The following is a 24,475-nucleotide window of genomic DNA, read 5'->3' as shown; positions in this document are numbered from 1 at the left end:
TCCGAATATTGTTCTCCCACCGATACAAACAATACGCGAGCAACTGCGGCGCCAGGTTCGGCAGCGTCCCGTAACAAAACGCCAAAACCGGATTCCCCCCTTGCAACCGAAGCGCCTCCGCCGGTTCCGGTGGCGTGTTTTCCAGCGCTTCCGCAAACAAGCGCCCCAGTACGCCCGTGGTGTGCAGGGCGAGGGCTAGGGTGCCGGCATTGGGCCCGAGGCCGGCGGCGAAGACCATGAGGGCGGCCCAGACGAGTTCGGGGATGGCACGCAAACCGTTGAGCAGCAAGCGGGCGGCGCTCTGAAAAAACCAGCCGAAGCGGCCGGCGGCGGGGAGTGCCAATAACAGTCCCAGGACCGCGGCGAGGAGGGTGCCGAGGGCGGACATGGCCAGGGTTTCCATGGCGCCGTGGAGGATGGCGTTGAGGTAACCGGCGCTGAAGTCAGGGCTCAGGAAGCGGCCCACATACGAGCCCATTTGTTTCAGGCTGGTGGCGCTGCCGAGTTCTTCCAGGTCGAGGCCCAGGTAGGCGAATGAGGCGATGACAGCGGCGATGATGGCGAGAATCAGCAGCGGGTTGATCAGGCGCTTCATGTCAGCCTCCAGCGCAGCAGGCGGCTGAGTTGGTCGGCGCCGAGGACGAGCAGCAGGAAGGTCAGGAGCATGCTGGCGACTTCGCCTCCGGCGAACATGCGGATCGACAGGTCGATCTGTTGGCCGAGGCCGCCGGCGCCGACGAAGCCCATCACCACTGAGGCGCGGATGGCGCATTCCCAGCGGTACACGGTGTAGGAGAGCAGTTCCGCCGCGACGTTAGGCAGTACGCCGTAGGCGAAGCTCGCGAGGCGTCCGCTGCCGGCCTGGAGCAAGGCGTGGGCCGGGCGTTGGTCGGTGGATTCGAAGATTTCCGCGTAGACCTTGCCGAGCATGCCGCTGTAGGTGATGGCGATCGCCAGCACGCCCGCCGCCGGGCCGAGGCCGACGGCGCGCACGAACAGCAGCGCCCAGACGATTTCCGGCACGCTGCGCAGGAAGATCAGCAATCCGCGCACCGGCCAGCGCAGCAGCCGGCCCAACAGGCTCGGGCGGCCACCGTGGGAAGCGGCGGACAACGACAAGGCGCGGCTGGCGAGCAGGCCGGCCGGTACCGCCAATACCAGCGCCAACGCCATGCCGGCCGTGGCGATGGCCAGGGTTTGCAGGGTGGCCTTGAGCAGCAGTTGCAGAAAGTCCCGGTCATGGGCCGGCGGCCAGAAGGTCGAGACGAAGCGGCCCATTTCGCTCTGGCTGTCGGCGTGCAGCAATACGCCGAGGTCGAGTTCGCTGAGCTGAATGCCCGGCCACAGCAAGGCAATCGCCAGCAGTGTCAGCAGCAACCGTGGCAGCGCGGCGGGGTCGCGGGTGTCGGCGGTCAGCATCGTGGAATCTGCACAATCAGTGGCGTCATGGCCGGTGCCGGGGATTGCAGTTGTTCGTTGGCGTACAGGGTGTCGAGCATGTCGTGGCTGACTTGATCGGACGGGCAATCGAACAGGATCTGCCCCTCGCGCAAACCGATGATGCGCGGGAAGTGGGCGAGTGCCAGTTCCACGGCGTGCAGGCTCGCCACCAGCGTGACGTTGTGCTCCCGGGCGTGGCGCGACAGGACCGTCAGGGTGTGCCCGGCGAGGACCGGGTCCATGGCCGACACCGGTTCATCGGCCAGCAACACCTCCGGCGCCTGATACAGCACGCGAGCGATGCCGACCCGCTGCAATTGGCCGCCGGACAGTTGCTGGCATTGGCTGAAGAGTTTTTCTGCCAGATCCAGCCGAGCCAGAGCGGCGTGGGCGCCGGGGATGTCCAGCGGATGCAGCAGATTGACGAGGCTTTTGCCCAGGCTCCATTGCCCGAGTTTGCCGGCCAGCACCGCCGTCACCACCCGTTGCCGGGGCGGCAGGGGCGGTGCCTGATGCACCAGGCCGATTTTTGCGCGCAGGCGTTGGCGCTGGCGGGCGGACAAGTGCCAGGCCCGCTGGCCCAGCACTTCGATGTCGCCGCTGCTGGGCCGAATCGCGGTGGCCAGCAGGTTGAGCAGGCTGGACTTGCCGGCGCCGGACGGGCCGATGATCGCCACCTGCTCGCCGCTGTTGATCTGCAAATCCACACCACGCAGGGCTTCGACGCCGTTGGCGTGGTGCAGAAAGACTTGCTTGAGGCTCAGGGTCATTTCAGCAGTTCGGCGGCGCGGGCGGCTTCCTCGATGCCTTTGTAGTTGTCCGGGCTGGTTTCGATGAAGCGGCTGGCAGCTTGCAGGTCGAGGATTTTCTTCTGCTCGGGGTTGGCCGGGTCGAGGGCGAGGAAGGCTTTTTTGATTTTCGCCGCCAGCGCCGGGTCGAGGGTGCCGCGCACGGTCCAGTTGTAATCGAAGTAGGCCGGGGTGGTGGCGAAGACCTTGACCTTGTTGGTGTCGACCTTGCCGGCGTCCACCAGTTTCTGCCAGACGCTGGCGTTCAGCACACCGGCATCGACCTTGCCGGCCTGGACCCAGGCAACGGTGGCGTCGTGGGCACCGGAGTAGCCGACGCGGCTGAAATAGGTTTCCGGTTTGATGCCGTCCTTGAGCATGAAGTAGCGCGGCATCAGGCTGCCGGAGGTGGACGACACGGAGCCAAAGGCGAAGGTCTTGCCCTTGAGGTCGGCGAGGCTTTTCACGTTCGGGTCGGCGGTGATGAATTTGCTGGTGAATTGCGCGTCCTGCTCACGCTGCACCAGCGGGATAACCGGAGTGGTGGCATCGGTTTTCAGCCGTGCCTGGACGAAGGTGAAACCGCCCAGCCATGCCATGTCGAGGCGGTCGGTGGCCAGCGCTTCGACCACCGCCGGGTAATCGGCCACGGGAACGAACTGCACCTTCATGCCCAATTGCTGCTCCAGATAAGCCCCCAGCGGTTCGAACTTGCGCAGCAGTTCGGTCGGGGCCTCGTCGGGAATCGCGCTGACTTTCAACACGTCGGCGGCCTGGGCCAGCAGGGTGGAAAAGGACAGGGCCAGACCGGCAGTCAGTGCCAGGGTGCGTTTGAGCATGGGAATCTCCGTTTCATGGGCGTCAGGATCGGTGCGTAGCCTGCGGAAAAACGTCGTCGGCTGCAACGTCAGGTTAGACGAATCGGCGCGACAGCGAGGCTCAGTCCACCTGCGCGAAGCGCTCCACCAGCCAGTCGATGAACACCCGCACGCGGTTGCTCAGGTGCCGGTTCGGCGGATACAGCAGGTGGAACGGGTACGCCGGCGGACGCCAGTCGGTGAGGATCGGCACCAGTTCGCCGCGTTCGATGGCCGCCCTGACTGTGTAGCTGAATGTGTGAATGATCCCCAGCCCCGCCAGACCGGCCGCCAGATGCGCGTTGCTTTCGTTGACGCTGACCAGGCCTTTGCCTTCGATCTGATGGCGTTCGCCGTTGCGCTGGAAGTTCGACGGCAGGATACGCCCGGTGGAGGCCGAGCGGTAAGCGATCATCTGATGTCGGGCCAGCTCCAGCGGGTGCATCGGCGTGCCGTGGCGCTGCAAATAATCGGGCGTGGCGCAGGTGGTCCAGGACACTTCGCCGAGGCGGCGCACGGCGAGGGCCTGTTCGGTCAGCGGGCCGCCGCGAATCACGCAGTCGACGCGCTCGCTGATCAAGTCCACCGGGCGGTCGCTGACGCCCAGATCGACCTGAATGTCCGGGTAGCGCTCGAAGAACTTCGGCAGTTCGGGAATCACCAGCATGGTCGCGGTGGAGCCGCCGATGTCCACGCGAATCCTGCCACGCGGCAGACCCTGGGCCTGGCTGAAACCCTGATCGATGTCGTCCAGTTGATGCAGCAGTTGCTGGGTCAATTGGTAGTAGGAAGCGCCGTCGGCCGTCACGGTCAGGCGCCGGGTGGTGCGTTGCAGCAAGCGCACGCCGAGATGACTTTCCAGTTGCCCGATCAGTTTGCTGACCGTGGTTTTCGGCTGGTTCAACGAGTCGGCGGCTTTAGTGAACGAGCCGCTTTCCACGACGCGGGCAAAGACGCGGATCGCCAGTAATTGATTCATCAGGCTGCACTCATGGATCGAAGACAGGGCTGAGTATTGTGCATGTCTGTGTACAAACAAAACCGATTTTGCGGATTTTTCAAATCAATCCATCGGCCTAAAGTCGCTTCCAACGGCTCACCTGCGACCCGTCACCTTCCTTGAAACAGTTACTGGAGATTCATCATGAGCAACAGACTTGAAGGCAAAATCGCCCTGATCACTGGCGGCACCACCGGCATCGGCCTGGCCTCGGCGCAGGAATTCGTCGCCCAGGGCGCCACGGTGTTCATCACCGGCCGGCGTCAGGCCGAGCTGGACAAAGCCGTCGCCGCCATCGGCCCACGGGCCATCGGTATTCAGGGCGACGTGGCAAAACTGGACGATCTGGATCGCATCTACCGCGAAATCGCCGAGAAGGCCGGCCACCTCGACATCCTGTTCGCCAATGCCGGTGGCGGCGACATGCTGCCGCTGGGTTCGATTACCGAAGAGCACTTCGACCGGATTTTCGGCGCCAACGTGAAAGGCACGTTGTTCACGGTGCAAAAGGCACTGCCGCTGCTGCGCGATGGCGCATCGATCCTGCTGACCTCATCGACCACTTCGGTGCAGGGCACGGAAAACTTCAGTGTCTACAGCGCGAGTAAAGCCGCCGTGCGCAACTTCGCCCGCTCGTGGCTGCTGGACCTGAAACCTCGGCGCATCCGCGTCAACGCCATCAGCCCCGGTCCGGTGCGCACGCCAGGTCTGGCAGGGCTGGTGCCGGCGGAGCACGCTCAGGGGCTGTTCGACCAGTTGGCGTCGGTGGTGCCGATCGGGCGTCTGGGGGAGCCGAGCGAGATTGCCAAGGCAGCGTTGTTCCTCGCTTCGGATGACAGCAGCTTCGTCAACGGCATCGAATTGTTCGTCGACGGCGGCACCGCGCAGATCTGACTGGCGTCAGTCAATGCCCCGGCACTTGTTCATTCGAGTGCCGGGGCTCGTCTGTTTCATCCGTTTCTTCGGCCGGTGCCTTGTCCCAGATCAGGCGCGGATCGAAGCTCATGGCCGAGAGCATGGTGAATACCACCACCAGGCCGAAAAACAGAATTCCCGGTCGCGGCTCGATATCTCCCAGCGCCTGGAACTTCACCAGCGCCGCCACCAGCGCGACCACCAGCACGTCGAGCATTGACCAATAGCCGATCAGCTCGACGAATCGATACAGCTTCGAACGTTCCCGGCGCGCCCAGTGACTGTCCCGTTGCACGGTGACCAGCAGCAGCGTCAACGCGACGAATTTCACTCCCGGCACCGCAATGCTGGCGATGAAGATGATCAGCGCAATGTCCCACGCGCCGTGGTCCCAGAACTCCAGCACGCCACTCATGATGGTGCTGTCGGCGCCGTTGCCGAGCAGGGTGGTGTTCATTACCGGCAGCAGATTCGCCGGTACGTAAAGCGCCAGGGCGGCGAACATGTAGGCCCAGGTGCGGGCCAGCGAGTTGGTCTTGCGCCGGTGCAGCGGTGCGTCGCAGCGTGGGCATTGGTGCGGTTCGTCGGTCATGTCGCAGGCCAATCCGCAGCTGTGGCACAGGCAGAGATTGAGTTCGCTGGCGGTCGGTGGTCGTTTCACAGGATGTCCCACAAATCACGTATGTCGCGCCCGGCAATGCGGATCAGCAACAGGCTCAATACAGCGAGGGCGAACAGGCCGATGCCGGGGATCACATCGAGCATGCCCGCCAGTTTGAACACCGCGACCATGGCGCCGAGCAGGCAAACCTCAAGCATGCTCCACGGCCGTAACGTTTCCAGCCAGCGCATGCACACTTTGAAGGCCGGGCAGCGGCGCGAGGCGAGGGCGAAGCTCAATACCCAGATGAGCAAAACCAATTGAAAGGCCGGGGCGATGATGATCGAGATCGCCGCGACCATGGCCATGAAAGTAATCGGCCCCTGACTCAGGGCCAGCACCGAATCCCACAGGGTCGCGCTGTTTTTCAGGCCCTTCATGCTGATGCTCATCACCGGGTAGAAATTGGCGAACAGCCATAGCATGGCGGCAGTGAAACTCAGGGCCAGACGTTGCTCCACGCTCAGGTTGTTGTGGCGCTGGAGCACGCCGCCACAGCGAGCGCAGAGGGATTTCTGGTAGCGGGCGAGCGTGGCTTTTTCGTACACGCAATCGCAATGCTCGCAGATGATCAGGTGATCAGTCGTGGCCATGGGGCGCTCGAGGGAAGGAGGGCTGAACCTTCTTCAATATAGGCGCGTTGGGGCATCCGACAACTGTCACATTCCGAAATGCACCTTTGATCTGCCGCTGCACCGCGCCGAATCTGGCCCCGGACAGCGACCACGCAACCGGGCGTTCAGACCGGTTGCGTGGCTTCCTCTTCCGCTATCGCTGCCTTCACACCGGGCCGCTCGGCGATGCGCGTCATGTAGTTCGCCAGCGCTGGCCAGTCTTCGACGGCGATGCTGAACGTCGGCAACCACTTCAACACCGTGAACAGATAGGCATCCGCGACGCCGAACGCCGGCATCAGATACGGTTGCGTTGTGAGGAGGCGGTTCAGGTAATCCAGTCGTTTGAAGAGTTTGTGTTTGAAGATCGTTTTGGTGGATTCCGGGATTTCGCGGCTGAACAGCGGTGCGCTGCCCCCATGAATTTCCGAACTGATGAAATTCAGGTATTCCTGCAAACGCGAGCGCTCCCAGGTGCCATTGGCCGGGGCCAGCGTTTGACCGGGCAAAAGGTCGGCGAGGTACTGCAAAATGGCCGGGCCTTCGGTCAGTACCTCGCCGTTATCGAGCATCAGCGCCGCCACGTAGCCTTTCGGATTGATCTCGTGAAAGTCCCGGCCGTCGGCGGTGCGCTTGGTCTGGTTGTTGACCCGGATCAGTTCGAACGGCAGCGCCAGTTCTCGCAGCACAATGTGCGGGGCCAGCGAGCAGGTCATGGGGGCGAAGTACAGTTTCATGGGATCTCCTTCAAATGAGAGCCCAGAATCCGGCATTGTGGCGGCGCTTCGCAAAGGACATCTGCGGTGCTAGCGTATGACAAAATCTCATGGATTGAAGAGGCCCTATGCTCACCCGACTGCCGTCGCTCAACGGATTGCGAGCCTTCGAATGCGCGGCCCGCCACATGAGCTTCACCCGCGCTGCTGAAGAGTTGAATGTCACCCAAACCGCAATCAGCCATCAGATCCGTCGCCTCGAAGAAGAACTTGGCGTGCGCCTGTTCATGCGTTTGAAGGATGGGCTGGCGCTGACCGATGAGGGCAATGCGTACTTTCCCGGGATTCGTTCGGCGTTTCTGGAACTGCGGCATTCAACCGAGCGTTTGCTGGAGGCCAACAACCAAAGTGTCCTGACGATCAGTACGCTGGTTTCGGTGGCGTCCAAATGGTTGTTGCCGCGTCTGCCGTCGTTTCGCGAGGCGCATCCCGAGATCGATGTGCGGATCAGCGCGTCCACCGAACTCGTGGACTTTCGCAAGGGCGGTATCGATGCGGCGATTCGCTACGGCACCGGCGAATGGCCGGGGTTGCGGGCGGACTGGTTGATGTCCGACGAGATCTTTCCGGTGTGCAGCCCGCGCTTGCTCAGTGGTCCGAACCCGATCAAGACACCGGCCGATCTGACCCGACACACCTTGCTGCAAGTCAGCGGCCAGACCGCCAACGACTGGAGCGACTGGCTGCACGCGGCAGGCCAGCCGCCGCTCCCGGCCAAAGGCCCACGCTTGACCTTCGACCTGGCGATGATGGCGGTGCAGTCGGCGATTGACGGGCAGGGCGTGTGCATCGGTCGTTCGACCTACGTTGAGGACGATTTGCGCGCGGGGAGGCTGGTGGCGCCGTTTGATTTGCGGCTCAAGTCCGACTCGGGTTTCTACTTCGTCACGCCCCATGAAAACGCCGGTTCGAAAAAGATCGTCGCCTTCAGGCAATGGCTGTCGCAGGTGGTGAGAGTTGTATGAGCGTGTATCAATCCCGCCCTCGTACACAGTGAGCTAACAAGCGCCGGTATCGGGACACATTCCCGGTACATGCCCTCTTCAAAGTAGAGGCGTCACTTCACTACTTCCGAGAGGGCAACACCATGCGCCGCACACTCCTGATGACCGCAGCCGCCGTACTGGTTTCAATGACCGGTCTCGCACACGCCGCTGACACCCCATCCGCCGCCCCTGCGAAGAGCTGGCAACAAGGCCTGAGCCGCACGGATCTGGTCCATCAGGATCTGGGCGCTGCCGATCGCGAAGTGATTCAGGCCCGGGTCGATTTCGAACCGGGCATCACTTCGCCCCGGCATGCGCACCCGGGCGTTGAAGTCGCCTATGTGATCAGCGGCACCTTCGAATACCAGCTCGAAGGCCGGGCACCGGTGACGCTCAAGGCGGGAGACTCGCTGTTCATCCCTGAGGGCGTGGCGCATATCGCGAAAAACGTTGGCAACGACAAGGGCTCGGAACTGGCGACTTACATCGTCAAGAAGGGCGAGCCGTTGCTGATCCTCAAGCAATAACCCCCGGGATACTGAAAAGGCCTGCCAATGTGGCAGGCTTTTTTTGCTGTCGGCGGATTCAATGCAGGCCGATGCCGCCCGACTCAGACTGAAAGAACTTCAGCGCACATCCACCTCTTTCACAACCCCGGCAGATGCCCTTTGCTTGCGCCTCTTGCGCCAACTGAAAAACGCATGCACCGGATGCAGAACGGCCGTCAGCACGCCCAGCAGCAGGATGATGAAGAGGATGATCAGCGGGATGCTTTCGTGCGAGAACATGGTGGGTTACTCCTGTAGTCACTATGTTGGAAACCCCAGACTAGACGCATCCGACGATGTTTTTGGTGAACGTATGTTCATCCTCGGTCGCTTCGATTGTGCTACGGGAGGCCCGGGATCGGCTCCGCGTTCGTGAGCAGTTCTAAGGCTCGTTTTTCTCGCTGACGGTCAACCGGGCATGTCGAAATCAGGCATCGGCATGCCGCACACGAGCTATTTGCGTTCAACTTCAGCCACGTAAGGTGAAGCGTCCATCAGAGAACAAGAAAACAATGAACAGCCTGAATTCGAAGGAATCGAGCGGTCAGTTGGCGCAGGGATTCAAGCCTCGCCACGTGACCATGTTGTCAATTGCGGGAATCATCGGCGCGGGGTTGTTCGTGGGTTCCGGACACGCCATCGCAGCGGCGGGGCCGGCGGTTTTGTTGGCGTATCTGTTTTCCGGCCTGCTGGTGGTGCTGGTCATGCGCATGCTGGGGGAAATGGCGGTGGCCCGACCGGACACCGGATCGTTTTCCACCTATGCCGATCTGGCCATCGGTCGCTGGGCCGGCTTCACCATCGGCTGGCTCTACTGGTGGTTCTGGGTACTGGTCATTCCCATCGAGGCGCTGGCCGCCGGGCATGTCTTGAATCAGTGGTTTCCCCACGTCGATACGTGGTTGTTTGCGCTGGTGTCGATCATCCTGCTGGTGATCACCAACCTGTTCAGTGTCGCCAAATACGGCGAGTTCGAATTCTGGTTCGCCATGGCCAAGGTCGTGGCGATCATCGGTTTCATCGGTGTAGGTTTTGCCGTGCTGATGGGCTGGATTCCCGAGCGTGAAGTCAGCGGCCTCAGCCGCTTGATGGAGGAACATGGCGGGTTCGCTCCCAATGGTTTGTCGGCGGTGGTCGGCGCGTTCATCACCATCATGTTCAGTTTCATCGGCACCGAGGCGGTGACCATCGCCGCTGCCGAATCGGACAACCCGGCACAGAACATCGCCAAAGCCACGCGTTCGGTGATCTGGCGCATCGGCGTGTTTTATCTGCTGTCGATCTTCGTGGTGATTTCCGTGGTGCCGTGGAACGATCCGCTTTTGGCGTCCGTCGGTTCCTATCAGCGCGCACTGGAACTGATGAACGTTCCCCACGCCAAATTCATGGTCGATGTGGTGGTGTTGATCGCCGTGGCCAGTTGCATGAACTCGTCGATCTATATCGCTTCGCGCATGCTGTTTTCACTGGGGCTTCGCGGCGATGCACCGCAGGCCTTGAAAGTGACTTCCGGCGCAGGCGTGCCGAGGGCGGCGGTGATTGCCAGCAGCGTCATCGGCGCCGGGGTGACACTGCTCAGCTACTTCATGCCCGCCGGCCTGTTTCAATTCCTGCTCGCCAGTTCCGGGGCCATTGCGCTGCTGGTGTACCTGGTGATCGCGGTTTCTCAACTGCGTATGCGCCGGATGCTGCTTCGGCAGAATGTCGAGCTGACCTTGCGCATGTGGCTGTTTCCGTGGCTCACGTATCTGGTGATGGCCTTCATCTGTGCCGCCCTCGCGGTGATGATGCTGACGCCGGAGCATCGTCTGGAAGTAACTTCGACCATTGGCCTGGCGCTGGCGATTTCCTTTATCGGGCTGGTGACCACGCGTCAGCATGGGCAGGCGAGTTCTTCTGTCCCAGTCAAACAAAACGCCCGAGGCAGTGCCTCGGGCGTATAGGGAGGATCGGGATTCAGATCAGGCGCAGGGTCACATCGATGTTGCCGCGAGTGGCCTTGGAGTAAGGGCAGGTCTGGTGCGCGGCCTCCACCAGCGACTGGGCGACCGAAGGTTCCAGCCCCGGCAGGCTGACATTCAAGCGTGCCTGCAGGAAAAACGCGTCGCCGGTCTTGCCCAGATCGATTTCGGTTTCCACCGCCACGTCGGCCGGCAGCCTGATCTTCAGCGCAGCTGCCGCCTTGCCCATGGCGCCGATGAAGCAGGCCGACCAGCCGGCTGCCAGCAGTTGCTCCGGGTTGGTGCCGCTGCCATTGGAGCCAGGTGGCGACAGTTTGACGTCCAGGTTGCCGTCGGAACTGCGCGAGGCGCCATCGCGTCCGCCGGTGGTGCGGGTCTTGCCGGTGTACAGCACGGTGTCGATTTGATTGATCATGAGAATGCCTGCCTGTGTGAGTGGTGGAGTCGGAGGTAAGGTTCCGATGGCCCACACTTTTGCATTGGCATGTACCGGGGATGTGTCGTGCAACGGGGGGTTATGTATCGCTGTGTAGCAATGCAGTTCAGCCTGATCGCTGAGAGAGCGTCAGCAGAATTCCGACGCACACGCGTGGGTTGATCGCATTGAGCGGCATGTCCCAACCATGTACGACTGCGGGCGTCCGGGCCGCAGTGCAGTCCCGAACGTTGAGGACTGCACTGCGTGCAACGGCGAGGGCTCAGCCCTCCTGGCTTTCCGGGGCTACCACCCACACGCTGCATGGCATTTTGTAGAGCAGGTGCTCGACGGTGCTGCCGACCAGCCGGCCGATTCCCCGGTGGGCCACACGACCCATGACGATGAGATCGACGTCGTACGCATCGGCATAACTGGACAGCACCTTGGCCGGGTCGCCGAGGATCATGTGTTGATTCTCGGCGGGAATGTCATTGCGTTCAGCCAGATCACGGAAGGCCTCACCCTGGGCATCGAACAGCTTTTTGGCGGCATTCGAGGAAAAGAACGCCGAGGCGTTATCGAAGCCGAATTCTGCTGCGCCTATCGAGGACAGGTCGTGGGCGTAGATCGCATCGAGTTGAGCGTTGCAGATGCTCGCCAGTTTGGCCGCTTCGCGCAGAATCCGGTCATTGAGCCCCACATAGCGGTCATCGCGATGGAACGGATCGACCGCCGCGACGATACGCCGCGGCAGAGCGTGCAGTACGTGGCTGACGAAGTGCAGCGGCACCGGGCATTCGCGCAGCAGATGGACGTCAAGGGGGGTGAACATCAGGCGCGACAACGCTGATTCGTGCTCCAGCGCCTTGATCATGGCCGCCATCGGCTGCTCCTTGAGGTGAATGAGGATCTCCTTAAGCGCGTTTTCCACCCACACGACTTCCGTCGTCACGTGCACGCCGAGTTTGCGTAAAGGGCGGGCCTGATCCTCCAGCCATTGCCGATGCCGCTCGACATAGCCCACGCGCATCTGTTCCAGCGCCTGTTCATTGACCAGACCGGCAGTTGCCAGGCCCTCCAGATAATCGAATGCCACGATGTGCAGCGCGGCGTCCGCGGCTTTGGCCAATGCCGCCGCACGGTCGAACGCCGGGCTGTTTTCCATCAGGGGTGAGACGACGAGCATGAAGCGTGATTGCTCAGACATGGCAGATCTCCCGTAGGCAAATGCAGGAACGTCTGGACTCGAGAGCGACCGCGCACTCGGGCTGTACCGCTTAGTGCCTATCCTGCCGACGCTGGTGGGGAGGGCCTTGATTTTTGTCAACCCGATGAGTGGCCGCCGATCTGGCCGGATCGGCGGTCAGGGGCGGACTGATCCACCGATTGTTGACCATTATCAATCTTTGCCGTGTCCCTCGGGCGCAGTCTGCTTTCAATGCTGACCCCACGTTCACGGCTGGCCCGGAGGATCGACCATGGCGACCATGAAAGCTGCAGTTTTCGTTGAAAAGAACCGTATCGTGCTCGAAGACAAGCCGATCCCCGAGGTCGGCCCGCTGGACGCTCTGATCCGCATCACCACCACGACCATCTGCGGCACCGACGTGCATATCCTGCGCGGTGAGTACCCCGTGGCCAAAGGGCTGACGATCGGCCATGAACCGGTGGGCATCATCGAGCGGCTGGGTTCGCAGGTGCGCGGTTTCGTCGAAGGGCAACGGGTGATTGCCGGGGCAATCACGCCGAGTGGGCAAAGTTACGCCTGCCTGTGCGGCTGCGGCTCCCAGGACGGCCCGGACACCCGGCACGGCTTCAAGGCCATCGGCGGCTGGAAGTTCGGCAACACGCTTGACGGCTGCCAGGCCGAGTACGTGCGGGTGCCGGACGCGCTGGCCAATCTGTGTCCGATTCCCGAGGGCCTGACGGACGAGCAGGTGCTGATGTGCCCGGACATCATGTCCACCGGATTTTCCGGGGCCGAGCGCGGCGAGATCAATATTGGCGATACCGTCGCGGTGTTCGCGCTGGGGCCTATCGGCCTGTGCGCCGTGGCAGGCGCGCGCCTCAAGGGCGCTCCGCGAATCATTGGCGTTGACGCCGTGCCGCAGCGAATGGATGTCGCTCGTCGGCTGGGGGCAACCGACGTGATCAACTTCAAGGACGGCAACGTGGTCGAGCAGATCATGGCGCTGACCGACGGGCGTGGCGTCGATGTGTCCATCGAGGCCCTGGGTACCCAGGGCACTTTCGAATCGGCGTTGCGGGTGCTGCGGCCCGGCGGGCGGTTGTCCAGCCTCGGGGTGTATTCCAGCGACCTGCGCATTCCGCTCGACGCCTTTGCCGCCGGCCTTGGCGATTACAGCATCGTGTCCACCCTGTGTCCGGGCGGCAAGGAACGCATGCGCCGGTTGATGGCGGTGGTGCAGAGCGGGGCGGTGGATCTGTCGCCGCTGGTCACACATCGTTTCAAACTCGACGACATCGAGGCCGCCTATGAGCTGTTTGCCCATCAGCGCGACGGCGTGATGAAAGTCGCGATCACGCCTTGAATGTCCGGTTTGCGGAGACGTCCATGAAAATCGAGATTATCCAGAGACGCAGCCCCGATGGCTGGATCGTGCACATGGATCGGCTGCAAGTGCGCTTCAACAGCCTGGAGCAGGCCCGGGCATTCGTCGACCAGCTCCAGGCCCGGATCGACGCACCGCACCCCTGGCCGCAGCCGGCGGTGCAAGGCTGGCGACCCGATGGACGCCGCATGGCCGTTGGCGGCAAGCGTTGACTGGTAGCGGCCAACAGAGGCGGGCAGAGCGTGAATGAATCCCTCGACCTGGCGGGCGCGGCGGCCGCGCTGGGCATCGGTATGCTCATCGGACTGGAGCGCGAGCGGCACAAAGGTACCGACAGTACCCGCGATTTTGCAGGCATGCGGACTTTCGCCATCACCGCGTTGCTGGGGTATGTGGCGATGCAGGTCGGTGGCGCGTTGCTGCTGGGGATTGTGGCGCTCGGCCTGACCGCGCTGATCACCGTGGCGTATTGGCGAAGCCTGAGCGACGACCCGGGCGTCACCAGCGAAGTGGCTTTGCTCACGGTATTGCTGCTCGGCGCCTGGTGCGGTTCTGCTACAGGGTTGGCGGTGGCGACAGGCGTGGTGGTGGCGGGGTTGCTGGCGTACCGGGAAAAACTGCATGACTTTGCCAACAGCCAGTTGACCGAGACCGAAATGCGCGACGGTCTGGTCCTGCTGGTGGCGGCACTGGTCATCCTGCCGCTGGCGCCGGATCGCTACATCGGGCCTTATCACGCGATCAACCTGCGGACCCTCTGCACACTGACGGTATTGCTGATGCTGGTGGGGGCCATCGGGCACATCGCCGTGCGAATTCTGGGCAGTCGTTATGGCTATGCCATCAGTGCCATTGCCTCCGGTTTTGTTTCCAGTACCGTCACCATCGCGTCCATGGGGCAGCGCGTCGCCAGGGCGCCCGGGCAGGTGCGAACCTTCGCGGCGGCCGCCATCGTGTCCAACCTGGCCACGGTGATTCAGATGGCGCTGATTGTCGGTACCGTGGACCCCTCGCTGTTGCGCAGCCTGTGGGTACCGCTGGGCTGCGGGCTGGCGACCACCGCGTTGTATGGCGCATGCCTGATGTTTCCCGGGTCGCAAGGAGGTGCCGAGGAACCCCTTGAGGGCGGGGGGGCGTTCAATCTCAGGCTCGCCGTGGTCGTGACGTTGACCATGACCGCCATCACGCTCGTTTCATCGGTAATGCTCAACTACCTTGGCCAGGTCGGGGTGATGCTGACCGCAGCCTTCAGCGGTTTTGCCGACGCGCATTCGTCCATCGCGTCCATCGCGTCTCTGGCCAGGGCGGGGCTGTTGCCCGTCGATGCCATCGTCCCGCCGGCGCTGATTGCCTTCAGCAGCAATTCGTTGAGCAAGTGCCTGGTGGCCTGGGTCAGCGGCGGCCGGCGGTTTGCTGCGTATGTCATTCCCGGACAGCTTTTGCTGACGCTGGCCATGTGGGCGGGCACCTTGCTGCATTGAAGCGTGTCTGGAATCTACGGGTTTGCCCGGCAGAACAGCCAAAGCTGACAAAGATCAAATGGCTTGCGGCTGCATGGCTCAATCTGTACCGGTGTTCTTTCAGATGGCTGTATGCCGAGGTGTCCCATGTCACAGACTCAGCGTTTATTGTTGGTCGCTCCCCCCGCCATGACGCGCACACCGGCGTTCGAACGCGCCGGCGCACTGGCACAGGTCATGCAGTTGCCGTTGCATATTGTCGCGTTCGATTACTTGCAGGCGCTGGCGGTGGCGGGGCTGTTTGCTGCCGAAGAAATCAGCGTGGCCCGGGAAAGTTATCTGCAGCGCCATCGCGATTGGCTCGCGGAGCAGGCTGCACACTTGGGCAAGCATGGTATCGAGGTCACCAGCGAAGTGCTCTGGGTGCAGCGCCCTTATGAGGAAATCCTGCATTTCGTCCATGAACAGTCGTTGGCGCTGATCATCAAGGATGCGCAGGAAGAGTCGGCCCTCAAGCGCGTGTTCTTCACCCCGCTGGACTGGCAGTTGCTGCGCGATTGTCCGGTGCCGGTGCATCTGGTGACCAATGACCGCCACCCTCGACCGCGCCATATCATGGTCATCGTCGATGTGCTGCGCAGCGAGGAGCAGGATCTGGTGTTCAACGATCAGATCATCGATGCGGCGGTGAAGCTGGCCGAACAGTGTGGCGCCGACCTGGATCTGGTCCATGTGTATGACTGGACTGCGGTGTACGCAACGGACATGGGTGTGGGCGCCTTGCCCCTGGCGATCGGGCTCTATGAATCCTTGGGTACGGCTCAACATGAAGCCTTCGCCGCGCTGGCGGAGCGTCACGGGGTTGAGGTGCAGCGGCGCCATTTCATCGAGGGCGCGCCAGTGCCGAACATTTGCGAGTTCGCCAGCCAACATGACACGGACGTGATCGTCATGGGCACCGTGCAGCACAATGGCTTGAACAAGTTATTGGGCACGACCGCCGAGCAACTCCTGCATCGCGCACCCTGCAGTGTGTTTGCGATCAAGCCGGGCGGGCAGTCGCAGAGCTGAAGCTGGATCACCCCGCGATGAACCGTTGGCCTGAACATCGCGGGGTGATTTTTTACAGGTGGAGACTATGGATCACCTGACTGCTGCTTTCGCGGTCATGGTGCGTCTCGAAACCCAGCTCTCTGGCCAGGTCGCGCATGGGTGCATTGCTGGACGCGTCCACCGAATACATCCGATGGAAACCGTTGCGGCGGGCAGCCTTGATCAGGTGTTCCATCAACAAGGTCCCCAGCCCCAGGTGCTGCCATTCATCGGCGACGGTCACGGCGCATTCACATTCGTGTTCGTCAGTGGCGGCATAGCGGCTGACGCCGATTTCGATGAGTTGGCCGTTTTCGTGCACCAGAGCGATGTAAGCCATGCGCTTTTTGTTATCGGTGTCCATCAACTGGTCGAGCATCGCCTTGCCCGGCTCGTTGATCTGCGCGAGAAAACGCATGTGCCGTGACTCGGGAGAGAGCCGCTTGATGAAGGCGTATTCGCGCTCGCGATCCTTTTGCGCCAATGGGCGGATCAGAATGTGGCGACCATCCTTGAGTGCTTCGATCCAGTATTGCCCGGACACCGCGGCATAGGCCGCAGCAGCGCGTTCGTTGTGGTCTTTGACAGTGAGCATGGGGTGGTCCTCCTGGCGCTTTTCTCAGGTTGGCGCGGGGTGATGCACCTCGCGGTTGAGTCCTTTCTACGCCGCTGGCGCGACCGGAATCTGATCTGGATCAGAGACCGTCGATGTGTGGCGCTGATTTGCGCCTTTCTGATGTAAATCAACCCGGCCATGGGCATGGCAGGCGCAGTCTTGGCTCATTGGCATGGGTGGATATGTCCGAACCGAGGTGTGTGATGGGCCAATATCAACGTTTATTACTGATCGCCGACCCGAACCTGCATCCGTCTGCGGCGATGACACGCGCCGTGGCGCTGGCCAAGACGTGTGGCGCGGTATTGCATGTGCGAGCGTTTGCCGATCCCGTGCCGGTGGTGCATGTGTGGGAAGAGAAAACCGACGACGCCAGCTACCAGCGCTATTTGCGTCGCTATCGCCGCTGGGTCGCGGATGAAGAACAGCGTCTGGGCGACCTGGGCATCGAGGCCACCGTCGAGGTCGTGTTCACCACGCACCCGCTGGCGGACATCCTGCGCGCCGTCGAAGACCTCAAGCCGGATCTGCTGATCAAGGACGTCACCCTGGAACCGGCGCTCAAGCGCGTGTTCATCACGCCGCTCGATTGCCACCTGCTGCGCGAGTGCGCGGTGCCGGTGCACCTGGTGAATCAGGCGCGTTACGGGGTACCGCACCGTGTGGTGGCCGCGGTCGATCCGTTTGATCCGGCCACGCAGATCAGCGGCCTGAACGACACCATCATTCAAACTGCCAATGCCCTGGCCTTGCAGTGCGATGCGCCGCTGCACCTGCTGTATGCCTACGATTTGTCGGCTGCGTTCAACGGCGACGCGCCGCTGGTCGGTGGCGGCTGGGGCGTGGATTTTGCCGAAGAGTTGCGCCAGGCGTTGCACATGGCTTTCGTCAGTCTGGCCGACCGTTATGGCGTGCCCCCGGAGCGCCGGCACTTTGTCATGGGGTTGCCGGTGCCGGTGATCAGTGAGTTTGTCGAACAGTATCAGGCCGATGTGGTGGTGATGGGCACCGTGCACCGGGTGGGTATCGATCGCTTGATCGGCAGCAACACCGAGCGGGCGCTGTACAGCGTGCCGGGCAGTATTCTCGCGGTGCGGCAAAGCATCAGGGGGTGAGCACTATGGCGCCGTTGAACCGGCCGCTGCGCAAACAGGCCAGGGCCTGATTGGCGTCATCCAGCGCAAACCGGGTGATGTCGCAGTGCACCGGCGTGTGTTGCAGCTCGGCGAAAAACGCGGTGCCGTCCTCACGGGTCAGGTTGGCTACCGAGCGCAGGCTGCGTTCGCCCCAGAGCAGGCGATAGGGGAAGGCGGGAATGTCGCTCATGTGGATACCGGCGCAGATCACGCAGCCTCCCTTGACCGTTGCCGAGAGTGCCATAGGCACCAGCGCACCGACCGGGGCGAAAATCAGGCCGGCATCCAGCGGATGGGGCGGCAGTTGATCCGAAGGGCCGGCCCATACGGCCCCCAGCTTGCGGGCATAGGCCTGGCTTTCGTGATCCTCGGGCCGGGTGAAGGCGTACACCTGTTGGTGGCGACCCCGGGCGATCTGGATCGCCAGGTGGGCTGCCGCGCCAAACCCGTAGAGTCCCAGGTGTCGGGCGTCACGGGCCATTTGCAACGCACGAAAGCCGATCAGCCCGGCACACAGCAGGGGCGCGGCCTGTTGGTCGCTCAGCGTATCGGGAATCGGGAAGCAGAATCGCGAGTCGGCAACGGTGTACTCGGCGTAACCGCCGTCCAGTTGGCAGCCGGTGAACTGCGCCTGATCGCAGAGGTTTTCCCGGCCCGAGCGACAGAACGAGCATTCGCCACAGGTCCAGCCCAGCCAGGGAACACCCACCCGTCGCCCGATCCACTCCGGGGCGACGTCGCCGCCCACGGCGGTGACTTCACCGACGATTTCGTGCCCCGGCACCCGTGGCAACACAGCTTGCGGCAGTTCGCCGTCGAGCAGGTGCAAATCAGTGCGGCACACGCCGCAGGCCAGGACTTTGATCAGCAGTTGCCGTGCGCCGGGCTCCGGGACCGGACGTTCTTCCCGTTGCAGCGGCTGTCCGGGCGAGTGCAGAACCATGGCGCGCACAGGCAGGCTCCAGACTTGACGGGATCAGCACAAGGTAGGGCGATGGCAACCGGCGATCATCTGTTTGAGCCCTTCCAGATTGTGGATTTTCACATCGCGCCCGGAGATTTCCACCAGGCCCTGATCGCGCAGGTGCGCGATGCCCCGGCAGATGGTTTCCAGGCGCAATCCCAGGTACGAGCCAATTTCCTCGCGGCGCATTTTCAGTACGAAGTTTTTCGCCGAGTAGCCGCGCTGGTTCAAGCGTTGCGACAGGTTCAGCAGGAAGGCCGCCAGGCGTTCGTCGGAGTTCATCGTACCGAGCAACATGAGCATGTCGTGGTCGCGCACGATTTCCCGGCTCAGCAGCTTGGTCAGGTTGTGCTGCAGCGAGGGCAGTTGCTGTGCCAGTTTTTCCAGATGGGTGAAATGGATCGGGCAGACTTCGCTGTCTTCCAGCGCAAAGGCGTTGCAGGCGTGGGTGTCAGTGCTGATGGCGTCCAGGCCGAGCATTTCTCCCGGTATTTGAAAGCCGGTGACCTGTTCGCGCCCGTCGACGGACAGCACGTTGGTCTTGAATGACCCCAGGCGAACGGCATACAGGGATCGCAGCGGATCACCCTCGCGATAAAGTGCCGCGCCTTTCCTGACCTTGAAACGCTGCACGATCAGCGCATCCAGCCGCTCTACCTCTTGCCCGGACAGGCCGATCGGCAAACACAGTTCCAACACACTGCAGTTGGAGCAGGCAGACTTGAGCTGACGAAATTGCAGTGGTTTTGTATCGGGCATGAATGTGATCCCCATCACGTTGTGTTGTAAGCATAGTCGCCAGGCTCTCGGCGGCACTCAAACCGGCGTCGGCAAAGGTAAAAAACGACCAATGGAATATGTCACCCATCATCTACAGCGCTTGCGGACAGGTGACCCAATGACCGTTTTCGCAGAGGGCGACGCTTGATCTAGATCAAGTCTTGCGGGTTTCAGGTCTCCAGAATCGATAAACAGTTGTTGAACGGCCACGGCGGGCAATCTCATGAGCGAGTTTCTCAGTGCAGAGCAAGTGGAAGGTCTGGACGCTTACTGGCGGGCGAGTAATTACCTGGCCGTCGGGCAGATTTACCTCAAGGACAACCCGTTGCTCGCGATGCCGCTGCGTCGCAGCCATATCAAACCGCGTTTGTTGGGACACTGGGGGACGACACCGGGGCTGAACCTGATCTACACCCATCTCAACCGGTTGATCACCACCTATGACCTGAACATGCTGTTCGTTGCCGGCCCCGGTCATGGCGGGCCGGCGGTGGTGGCGCAGACGTATCTGGAAGGCACTTACACCGAGGTCTGTCCGACGGTCGAGCGCAATGCCAATGGCCTGTTGCGTCTGTTTCGGCAGTTTTCCTGGCCGTATGGCCTCTCCAGCCATGTGTCGGCGCAGATTCCCGGTTCCATTCACGAAGGCGGTGAACTCGGTTACAGCCTGGCGCACGCCTATGGTGCAGCGTTCGACAACCCTGATCTGATCGTCGCGTGCGTGATCGGTGACGGCGAGGCTGAAACCGGTACGCTGGCCGCCAGCTGGCATTCAAACAAGTTTCTCAACCCGGTGCGTGACGGGGCGGTGCTGCCGATCCTGCACCTCAATGGCTACAAGATCGCCAACCCCACGGTGCTGTCCCGAATCCCCGAGGACGAACTGTCGGCGCTGATGCGCGGCTATGGCTACGATCCGTACTTCGTCGAAGGCGATGATCCGATGCAGGTGCATCAGGTGCTGGCGCAGACCCTGGATACGATGCTGCTGAAGATTCGCCGGATCCAGCGTGACGCGCGTCGGCGGCCGGCCCATGCCGTGGCGCACCGGCCCGTCTGGCCGGTGCTGGTATTGCGCACGCCCAAGGGCTGGACCGGGCCACAGTTTGTCGATGGTCACCGCGTCGAAGGCACCTGGCGTGCGCATCAGGTGCCGCTGGCCGACTTCAGCCAGCCGGTTCACCTGCAACAGCTGGAAGCGTGGTTGAGCAGTTATCGTCCCGAAGAGCTGTTTGACGCCCAGGGGACGCTGATGCCGGAGATCGCGGCGCTCGCGCCCACGGGCCATCGGCGCATGAGCGCCAATCCCCACGGGAATGGCGGGCTGTTGCTGCGGCCACTGGATCTGCCCCGGTTTGCCGACTTCGCCGTACCGCTCGACACCCCCGGCAGTGTACGTGCCGAGGCCACGCGGGTACTGGGGACGTACCTGCGCGAGGTGATGAAGAACAGCCTGGCGACCCGCAATTTTCGCTTGTTCGGCCCTGATGAAACCGCCTCCAATCGTCTCGATGCGGTGTACGAAGTCACCGGCAAGACCTGGCTTGATCCGCTGGAGCCTGACGATTTGAACCTGAGTGCCGATGGCCGGGTCATGGAAATACTCAGCGAGCAGGTGTGCGAGGGCTGGCTGGAGGGTTATCTGCTGACCGGCCGCCACGGCTTGCTGTCCTGCTACGAGGCGTTCATCCATATTGTCGATTCGATGGTCAACCAGCACGCCAAGTGGCTCAAGACCGCTGCCGAAGTACCGTGGCGCAAACCGGTGGCGTCGCTCAACTATCTGCTCACGTCCCATGTGTGGCGCCAGGACCACAACGGTTTTTCGCATCAGGACCCGGGGTTCATCGATCTGCTGGCGAACAAAAAGTCCGACATCGCGCGGATCTACCTGCCGCCGGACGCCAATTGCCTGCTGTCGGTGGCCGACCATTGCCTGCGCAGCCGCCATTACATCAACGTCATCGTGGCCGGCAAACAACCGGAATGGCAGTGGCTGGACATCGACGCGGCGCAACGCCATTGCCAGGCCGGTATCGGTCGCTGGGCCTGGGCCTGCCGCGACGACCAGGCACCGGACGTGGTCATGGCCTGCGCCGGAGACGTACCGACCCTGGAAACCCTGGCCGCGGTGACCCTGTTGCGCGACTGCGTGCCGGACCTGAGGGTGCGGGTGATCAATGTCGTGGACCTGATGGTGCTGCAACCGTCGTATCAGCATCCTCACGGCTTGTCGGACAGTGCATTCGACACGTTGTTTACCGTCGACAAACCGGTGATCTTCGCCTTTCACGGTTACCCGGCGCTGGTTCACCGGTTGCTTTATAAACGCGCGAGTCATGACAATTTCCATGTCCGTGGCTTCAAGGAGGAGGGCGCGACCACCACCCCGTTCGACATGGCCGTGATCAACAGTCTGGATCGCTATCGGTTGATGCTCGATGTGTTCGAGCGCGTGCCGCGGTTGCAGGACCAGCTACATGAAGCACGGGCGCGCTACTGGTCGCAAATGGAGCGGCACAAGCTCTATCTCATCGAGCATGGCGAGGACCTGCCCGAGGTGCGTAACTGGCAGTGGACGCCTGCGTCATCCCCGTGAGCGGCTACTTGCTCTTCCAGTATTTCTGCATTTCGAGGAACAGAAACGAGGCGGTCCAGGTAATGAGGACCAGACCGGTCAGCGCCTCCAGGCCCGTCAGGTATTTGAGGTGGCCGACCGGGGAAATGTCACCGAAACCGATGGTCGTGTAGGTGGTGAAGGAGAAGTACACGCAGTCCATGAAGGTGCCGTCGAAGTTGCCTGTCAGATAGCCCCATTTACCGGAATGCGCCATCAGGTAATACGCCAGGGCAAACGCCCAGACTTCGATGGCATGGGCCAGCAGGCTGCCAAACACGCCGACGACAATCCTGAATCGGCGCCACAGTTTCAGGCGCGGCAACCAATCGTTCAGACGCAGCAGGCATTCGTAGTGAATGACTACGGCGACGATCACCACCAGCGTGTTGATCAGCGTGACTGCCAGCATTGACCAGCCTCCCGGTTCAGGACGGTGCCGTGTCGGTCCGCACAGGTTGCGCAACCGGCTGCAGGGGCCGTAGCGGGGCGAATTCCTCGGGGGTCAGGGTTTCCTTTTGCAGCAAGAGGCGGGCGCCGGCATCCAGGTCGGGCCGCAACCTTTCGAGCAGCGCTTTGGCGCGCTGCCAGGCTTCGTCCAGCAGGGCGCGAATGGCCAAGTCGATTTCCCGCGCGGTCTGTTCCGAATAGTCTTTTTCGCCGGGCCCCGGCACGCGTTCGCCGAGCCAGGTCGCGTTGCGCCGCTCCAGAACGGCCTGGCCGAGTTCGCGGCTCATGCCAAAGCGGGTGACCAACTGCCGGGCGATGTCCGTGGCGTGGGTCAGGTCATCGGCGGCGCCGGTGGAAATCTCCCCGATCACGAGGAATTCCGCAGCCCGTCCTGCCATCAGCACGACCATGCGGTCCTTGAGCATCTGGCAACTGATCAGAAAGCGGTCTTCGGTCGGTCGCTGCAGGGTATACCCGAGTGAGCCGATAGCGCGTGGCACGATCGAGACTTTGTGTACCGGATCCATGGCCGGCAAATGGCTGGCGGCCAGCGCGTGGCCCATTTCGTGATAAGCCACTACCCGGCGTTCTTCAGGGCGCAGCACACTGCTTTTGCGCTCGACGCCGGCAATCAGCCGTTCCACGGCGGCGGTGAAGTCGACGATGTCGACCTGGTCGGCGCCGCGCCGCGTCGCGACAATGGCCGCCTCGTTCACCAGGTTTGCCAGATCCGCGCCGGTGAAACCGGTGGTGATGTCGGCGATACGCTCGCTATCGATGTTCGGTGCCACGGTGATTTTCTGCAGGTGTACCTTGAGAATCGCCTGTCGGCCCTTGCGGTCCGGGCGGTCGATCAGCACTTGCCGGTCGATTCGCCCTGCGCGCAACAGCGCCGGATCGAGAACCTCCGGCCGATTGGTTGCAGCCAGAAGCACCACGCCTTCCCGAGGATCGAAACCATCCAGCTCCGAGAGCAGTTGATTGAGGGTCTGCTCCTTTTCGTCATTGCCACCGAACGCACCGGCGCCGCGCATCTTGCCCAGCGCATCCAGTTCATCGATGAAGATGATGCACGGCGCGGCCTGGCGTGCCTGCTCGAACAGATCGTGGACCCGCGCGGCACCGACGCCGACGAACATCTCCACGAACTCAGAACCGGAGATCGAGAAAAACGGTACGCCAGCCTCGCCGGCAATGGCTTTGGCCACCAGCGTCTTGCCGGTACCGGGTGGACCGACCAGCAGCGTACCCTTGGGAACGTGCGCGCCGAGGCGGGCATAACGGGCCTTGTCCTTCAGGAACGAAACGATCTCCATCAGTTCGAGCTTGGCTTCCTCGATCCCGGCAACGTCGGCGAAGGTGACGCCGGTATCCCGCTCGACAAACACTTTGGCCCGGGATTTTCCGATATTCATCAGGCCGCCCAGCCCCTGTTTTTCAGCGAAACCGCGCAACGCAAAGTGCCAGACCACCATGATCAGGATCAGTGGCAACAACCAGCCCAGCAGCCCGCTGAGCAGGGTGTTCTCATTGACGCCGCTGAACGTCACCCCCGAATGCACCAGGTCCGTGGCCAGCGTCGAATCCACCCGCACCGTGGTGAACAGTTCACGGCCATCGATGGGTTCGCGCAACTTGCCGCTGATCTGGTCTTTCTCGACCCGCAGATCACTGACCTTTTGCTCGTTCACCAACTGCAGGAACTGACTGTACGGAATGCTTTGCACGGCATGGCGTTCGGCGAACAGAAACTGCACAAGGGCCAGCACCACAAAAGCGATCAGGAAATACGACAGGTTCCACGGGTGATTGTTTTTCATGGT

The 24,475-nt window shown here is 62.2% G+C and carries 26 protein-coding genes; 10 read left to right on the top strand and 16 right to left on the bottom strand.

The features are described 5' to 3' along the window. From J5M72_RS24895 to J5M72_RS24875, 5 genes are all read right to left on the bottom strand, one after another. Positions 1 to 595, bottom strand: a 595-nt coding sequence (locus J5M72_RS24895; RefSeq protein ID WP_207867499.1) for an ABC transporter permease subunit, incomplete at its 3' end; no start/stop codon positions are given. Next, positions 592 to 1,419: an ABC transporter permease gene (locus J5M72_RS24890; protein ID WP_169430111.1), complete on the bottom strand. Its 828-nt coding sequence runs from the start codon at positions 1,417 to 1,419 to the stop codon at positions 592 to 594. The genes J5M72_RS24895 and J5M72_RS24890, both read right to left, overlap by 4 nt. Continuing rightward, a complete protein-coding gene (locus tag J5M72_RS24885) occupies positions 1,413 to 2,210 on the bottom strand; it encodes an ATP-binding cassette domain-containing protein (RefSeq protein ID WP_207867497.1) in 798 nt (265 codons plus the stop codon). The genes J5M72_RS24890 and J5M72_RS24885 overlap by 7 nt, the downstream gene beginning before the upstream one ends. Further along, a complete protein-coding gene (locus tag J5M72_RS24880; protein ID WP_169430113.1) occupies positions 2,207 to 3,067 on the bottom strand; it encodes a putative selenate ABC transporter substrate-binding protein in 861 nt (286 codons plus the stop codon). Before J5M72_RS24880 ends, J5M72_RS24885 begins: the two co-directional genes overlap by 4 nt. A 100-nt stretch (positions 3,068 to 3,167) precedes the next feature. After that, the gene (locus J5M72_RS24875; protein ID WP_085709857.1) at positions 3,168 to 4,064 is read right to left on the bottom strand and encodes a LysR family transcriptional regulator; all 897 of its coding nucleotides are present in this window, start codon (positions 4,062 to 4,064) and stop codon (positions 3,168 to 3,170) included. A gap of 165 nt (positions 4,065 to 4,229) precedes the next feature. Here J5M72_RS24875 and J5M72_RS24870 point away from each other — a divergent pair, with 165 nt between their 5' ends. Beyond that, positions 4,230 to 4,979 (top strand): glucose 1-dehydrogenase, encoded by a 750-nt coding sequence (locus J5M72_RS24870; RefSeq protein WP_207867494.1) that lies wholly within the window; start codon positions 4,230 to 4,232, stop codon positions 4,977 to 4,979. Positions 4,980 to 4,989: 10 nt separating this feature from the next. On the opposite strand, the gene J5M72_RS24865 is transcribed toward J5M72_RS24870, so the two are convergent. The 3 genes from J5M72_RS24865 to gstA all read right to left on the bottom strand — a co-directional run bounded on the left by J5M72_RS24865 (position 4,990) and on the right by gstA (position 7,012). Beyond that, the gene (locus J5M72_RS24865; RefSeq protein ID WP_169430115.1) at positions 4,990 to 5,661 is read right to left on the bottom strand and encodes a paraquat-inducible protein A; all 672 of its coding nucleotides are present in this window, start codon (positions 5,659 to 5,661) and stop codon (positions 4,990 to 4,992) included. Continuing rightward, positions 5,658 to 6,254: a paraquat-inducible protein A gene (locus J5M72_RS24860; protein WP_169430116.1), complete on the bottom strand. Its 597-nt coding sequence runs from the start codon at positions 6,252 to 6,254 to the stop codon at positions 5,658 to 5,660. The genes J5M72_RS24865 and J5M72_RS24860 overlap by 4 nt, the downstream gene beginning before the upstream one ends. 146 nt (positions 6,255 to 6,400) lie before the next feature. Further along, on the bottom strand, positions 6,401 to 7,012 hold the full coding sequence (gene gstA, locus J5M72_RS24855) for a glutathione transferase GstA (protein WP_207867492.1): 612 nt from the start codon (positions 7,010 to 7,012) through the stop codon (positions 6,401 to 6,403). A gap of 107 nt (positions 7,013 to 7,119) precedes the next feature. On the opposite strand from gstA, the gene J5M72_RS24850 reads away from it, so the two are divergent. Then, positions 7,120 to 8,016, top strand: a complete 897-nt coding sequence (locus J5M72_RS24850) for a transcriptional regulator GcvA (RefSeq protein WP_207867490.1) — start codon at positions 7,120 to 7,122, stop codon at positions 8,014 to 8,016. Between the two features lie 122 nt (positions 8,017 to 8,138). Continuing rightward, positions 8,139 to 8,564, top strand: a complete 426-nt coding sequence (locus J5M72_RS24845) for a cupin domain-containing protein (RefSeq protein WP_207867488.1) — start codon at positions 8,139 to 8,141, stop codon at positions 8,562 to 8,564. A gap of 99 nt (positions 8,565 to 8,663) precedes the next feature. On the opposite strand, the gene J5M72_RS24840 is transcribed toward J5M72_RS24845, so the two are convergent. Further along, positions 8,664 to 8,825 (bottom strand): hypothetical protein, encoded by a 162-nt coding sequence (locus tag J5M72_RS24840; RefSeq protein ID WP_207867485.1) that lies wholly within the window; start codon positions 8,823 to 8,825, stop codon positions 8,664 to 8,666. A 272-nt stretch (positions 8,826 to 9,097) separates the two neighbouring features. Between J5M72_RS24840 and J5M72_RS24835 the strand changes: the two genes are divergently transcribed. Then, positions 9,098 to 10,528 carry an amino acid permease gene (locus tag J5M72_RS24835; protein WP_207867483.1) on the top strand — a complete coding sequence of 477 codons (1,431 nt, stop codon included), beginning with the start codon at positions 9,098 to 9,100 and terminating at the stop codon, positions 10,526 to 10,528. A 13-nt stretch (positions 10,529 to 10,541) separates the two neighbouring features. Here J5M72_RS24835 and J5M72_RS24830 read toward each other — a convergent pair whose 3' ends face one another. Both J5M72_RS24830 and J5M72_RS24825 read right to left on the bottom strand, forming a co-directional pair. After that, positions 10,542 to 10,961: an organic hydroperoxide resistance protein gene (locus J5M72_RS24830; RefSeq protein ID WP_085709867.1), complete on the bottom strand. Its 420-nt coding sequence runs from the start codon at positions 10,959 to 10,961 to the stop codon at positions 10,542 to 10,544. 283 nt (positions 10,962 to 11,244) lie between these two features. Next, complete coding sequence (locus tag J5M72_RS24825; protein ID WP_207867480.1) at positions 11,245 to 12,171, bottom strand: universal stress protein; 927 nt, start codon at positions 12,169 to 12,171, stop codon at positions 11,245 to 11,247. A 271-nt stretch (positions 12,172 to 12,442) separates the two neighbouring features. Here J5M72_RS24825 and J5M72_RS24820 point away from each other — a divergent pair, with 271 nt between their 5' ends. The 4 genes from J5M72_RS24820 (at position 12,443) to J5M72_RS24805 (ending at position 16,068) form a co-directional block, all read left to right on the top strand. Then, on the top strand, positions 12,443 to 13,516 hold the full coding sequence (locus J5M72_RS24820) for an NAD(P)-dependent alcohol dehydrogenase (RefSeq protein WP_207867478.1): 1,074 nt from the start codon (positions 12,443 to 12,445) through the stop codon (positions 13,514 to 13,516). Positions 13,517 to 13,539: 23 nt separating this feature from the next. After that, the gene (locus tag J5M72_RS24815; protein WP_207867476.1) at positions 13,540 to 13,749 is read left to right on the top strand and encodes a hypothetical protein; all 210 of its coding nucleotides are present in this window, start codon (positions 13,540 to 13,542) and stop codon (positions 13,747 to 13,749) included. 30 nt (positions 13,750 to 13,779) lie between these two features. Beyond that, a complete protein-coding gene (locus J5M72_RS24810) occupies positions 13,780 to 15,018 on the top strand; it encodes a DUF4010 domain-containing protein (protein WP_207867474.1) in 1,239 nt (412 codons plus the stop codon). Positions 15,019 to 15,144: 126 nt separating this feature from the next. Continuing rightward, positions 15,145 to 16,068, top strand: a complete 924-nt coding sequence (locus J5M72_RS24805; protein WP_207867472.1) for a universal stress protein — start codon at positions 15,145 to 15,147, stop codon at positions 16,066 to 16,068. Between the two features lie 52 nt (positions 16,069 to 16,120). Here J5M72_RS24805 and J5M72_RS24800 read toward each other — a convergent pair whose 3' ends face one another. Then, positions 16,121 to 16,684 (bottom strand): GNAT family N-acetyltransferase, encoded by a 564-nt coding sequence (locus J5M72_RS24800; protein ID WP_207867470.1) that lies wholly within the window; start codon positions 16,682 to 16,684, stop codon positions 16,121 to 16,123. A 224-nt stretch (positions 16,685 to 16,908) separates the two neighbouring features. Here J5M72_RS24800 and J5M72_RS24795 point away from each other — a divergent pair, with 224 nt between their 5' ends. Continuing rightward, positions 16,909 to 17,820 carry a universal stress protein gene (locus J5M72_RS24795; protein ID WP_169430129.1) on the top strand — a complete coding sequence of 304 codons (912 nt, stop codon included), beginning with the start codon at positions 16,909 to 16,911 and terminating at the stop codon, positions 17,818 to 17,820. On the opposite strand, the gene J5M72_RS24790 is transcribed toward J5M72_RS24795, so the two are convergent. Both J5M72_RS24790 and fnr read right to left on the bottom strand, forming a co-directional pair. Next, positions 17,810 to 18,793, bottom strand: coding sequence for a zinc-dependent alcohol dehydrogenase family protein (locus J5M72_RS24790; protein ID WP_207867468.1), 984 nt, complete (start codon positions 18,791 to 18,793; stop codon positions 17,810 to 17,812). The two genes, J5M72_RS24795 and J5M72_RS24790, sit on opposite strands and share 11 nt — an antisense overlap. Before the next feature lie 24 nt (positions 18,794 to 18,817). After that, the gene (fnr, locus tag J5M72_RS24785; RefSeq protein WP_207867466.1) at positions 18,818 to 19,564 is read right to left on the bottom strand and encodes a fumarate/nitrate reduction transcriptional regulator Fnr; all 747 of its coding nucleotides are present in this window, start codon (positions 19,562 to 19,564) and stop codon (positions 18,818 to 18,820) included. A 244-nt stretch (positions 19,565 to 19,808) separates the two neighbouring features. Between fnr and J5M72_RS24780 the strand changes: the two genes are divergently transcribed. Beyond that, positions 19,809 to 22,184: a phosphoketolase family protein gene (locus tag J5M72_RS24780; protein WP_207867464.1), complete on the top strand. Its 2,376-nt coding sequence runs from the start codon at positions 19,809 to 19,811 to the stop codon at positions 22,182 to 22,184. Between the two features lie 4 nt (positions 22,185 to 22,188). On the opposite strand, the gene J5M72_RS24775 is transcribed toward J5M72_RS24780, so the two are convergent. Both J5M72_RS24775 and ftsH read right to left on the bottom strand, forming a co-directional pair. Next, complete coding sequence (locus tag J5M72_RS24775) at positions 22,189 to 22,614, bottom strand: potassium channel family protein (protein ID WP_169430133.1); 426 nt, start codon at positions 22,612 to 22,614, stop codon at positions 22,189 to 22,191. Positions 22,615 to 22,630: 16 nt separating this feature from the next. Further along, positions 22,631 to 24,472, bottom strand: a complete 1,842-nt coding sequence (gene ftsH / locus J5M72_RS24770; RefSeq protein WP_207867463.1) for an ATP-dependent zinc metalloprotease FtsH — start codon at positions 24,470 to 24,472, stop codon at positions 22,631 to 22,633. Positions 24,473 to 24,475 lie beyond the last annotated feature (3 nt).

The organism is Pseudomonas sp. 58(2021) (assembly GCF_017491585.1).
In the GTDB taxonomy this organism is placed as follows: domain Bacteria; phylum Pseudomonadota; class Gammaproteobacteria; order Pseudomonadales; family Pseudomonadaceae; genus Aquipseudomonas; species Aquipseudomonas fluorescens_BT.
The sequence above is the reverse complement of the archived record's forward strand: the minus strand, read 5'-3'. Positions and strand labels throughout refer to the sequence as shown.

Bases quoted from the DNA above. Each gene is read 5' to 3' on its own strand.
- J5M72_RS24850 (WP_207867490.1), top strand. From the start codon at position 7,120: ATGCTCACCCGACTGCCGTCGCTCAACGGATTGCGAGCCTTCGAATGC.
- J5M72_RS24820 (WP_207867478.1), top strand. From the start codon at position 12,443: ATGGCGACCATGAAAGCTGCAGTTTTCGTTGAAAAGAACCGTATCGTG.
- J5M72_RS24830 (WP_085709867.1), bottom strand. From the start codon at position 10,961: ATGATCAATCAAATCGACACCGTGCTGTACACCGGCAAGACCCGCACC.
- J5M72_RS24845 (WP_207867488.1), top strand. From the start codon at position 8,139: ATGCGCCGCACACTCCTGATGACCGCAGCCGCCGTACTGGTTTCAATG.
- J5M72_RS24880 (WP_169430113.1), bottom strand. From the start codon at position 3,067: ATGCTCAAACGCACCCTGGCACTGACTGCCGGTCTGGCCCTGTCCTTT.
- J5M72_RS24800 (WP_207867470.1), bottom strand. From the start codon at position 16,684: ATGCTCACTGTCAAAGACCACAACGAACGCGCTGCTGCGGCCTATGCC.
- J5M72_RS24870 (WP_207867494.1), top strand. From the start codon at position 4,230: ATGAGCAACAGACTTGAAGGCAAAATCGCCCTGATCACTGGCGGCACC.
- J5M72_RS24835 (WP_207867483.1), top strand. From the start codon at position 9,098: ATGAACAGCCTGAATTCGAAGGAATCGAGCGGTCAGTTGGCGCAGGGA.
- J5M72_RS24825 (WP_207867480.1), bottom strand. From the start codon at position 12,171: ATGTCTGAGCAATCACGCTTCATGCTCGTCGTCTCACCCCTGATGGAA.
- J5M72_RS24795 (WP_169430129.1), top strand. From the start codon at position 16,909: ATGGGCCAATATCAACGTTTATTACTGATCGCCGACCCGAACCTGCAT.
- J5M72_RS24815 (WP_207867476.1), top strand. From the start codon at position 13,540: ATGAAAATCGAGATTATCCAGAGACGCAGCCCCGATGGCTGGATCGTG.
- J5M72_RS24775 (WP_169430133.1), bottom strand. From the start codon at position 22,614: ATGCTGGCAGTCACGCTGATCAACACGCTGGTGGTGATCGTCGCCGTA.
- J5M72_RS24860 (WP_169430116.1), bottom strand. From the start codon at position 6,254: ATGGCCACGACTGATCACCTGATCATCTGCGAGCATTGCGATTGCGTG.
- gstA (WP_207867492.1), bottom strand. From the start codon at position 7,012: ATGAAACTGTACTTCGCCCCCATGACCTGCTCGCTGGCCCCGCACATT.
- J5M72_RS24805 (WP_207867472.1), top strand. From the start codon at position 15,145: ATGTCACAGACTCAGCGTTTATTGTTGGTCGCTCCCCCCGCCATGACG.
- J5M72_RS24840 (WP_207867485.1), bottom strand. From the start codon at position 8,825: ATGTTCTCGCACGAAAGCATCCCGCTGATCATCCTCTTCATCATCCTG.
- fnr (WP_207867466.1), bottom strand. From the start codon at position 19,564: ATGCCCGATACAAAACCACTGCAATTTCGTCAGCTCAAGTCTGCCTGC.
- J5M72_RS24885 (WP_207867497.1), bottom strand. From the start codon at position 2,210: ATGACCCTGAGCCTCAAGCAAGTCTTTCTGCACCACGCCAACGGCGTC.
- J5M72_RS24890 (WP_169430111.1), bottom strand. From the start codon at position 1,419: ATGCTGACCGCCGACACCCGCGACCCCGCCGCGCTGCCACGGTTGCTG.
- J5M72_RS24875 (WP_085709857.1), bottom strand. From the start codon at position 4,064: ATGAATCAATTACTGGCGATCCGCGTCTTTGCCCGCGTCGTGGAAAGC.
- ftsH (WP_207867463.1), bottom strand. From the start codon at position 24,472: ATGAAAAACAATCACCCGTGGAACCTGTCGTATTTCCTGATCGCTTTT.
- J5M72_RS24780 (WP_207867464.1), top strand. From the start codon at position 19,809: ATGAGCGAGTTTCTCAGTGCAGAGCAAGTGGAAGGTCTGGACGCTTAC.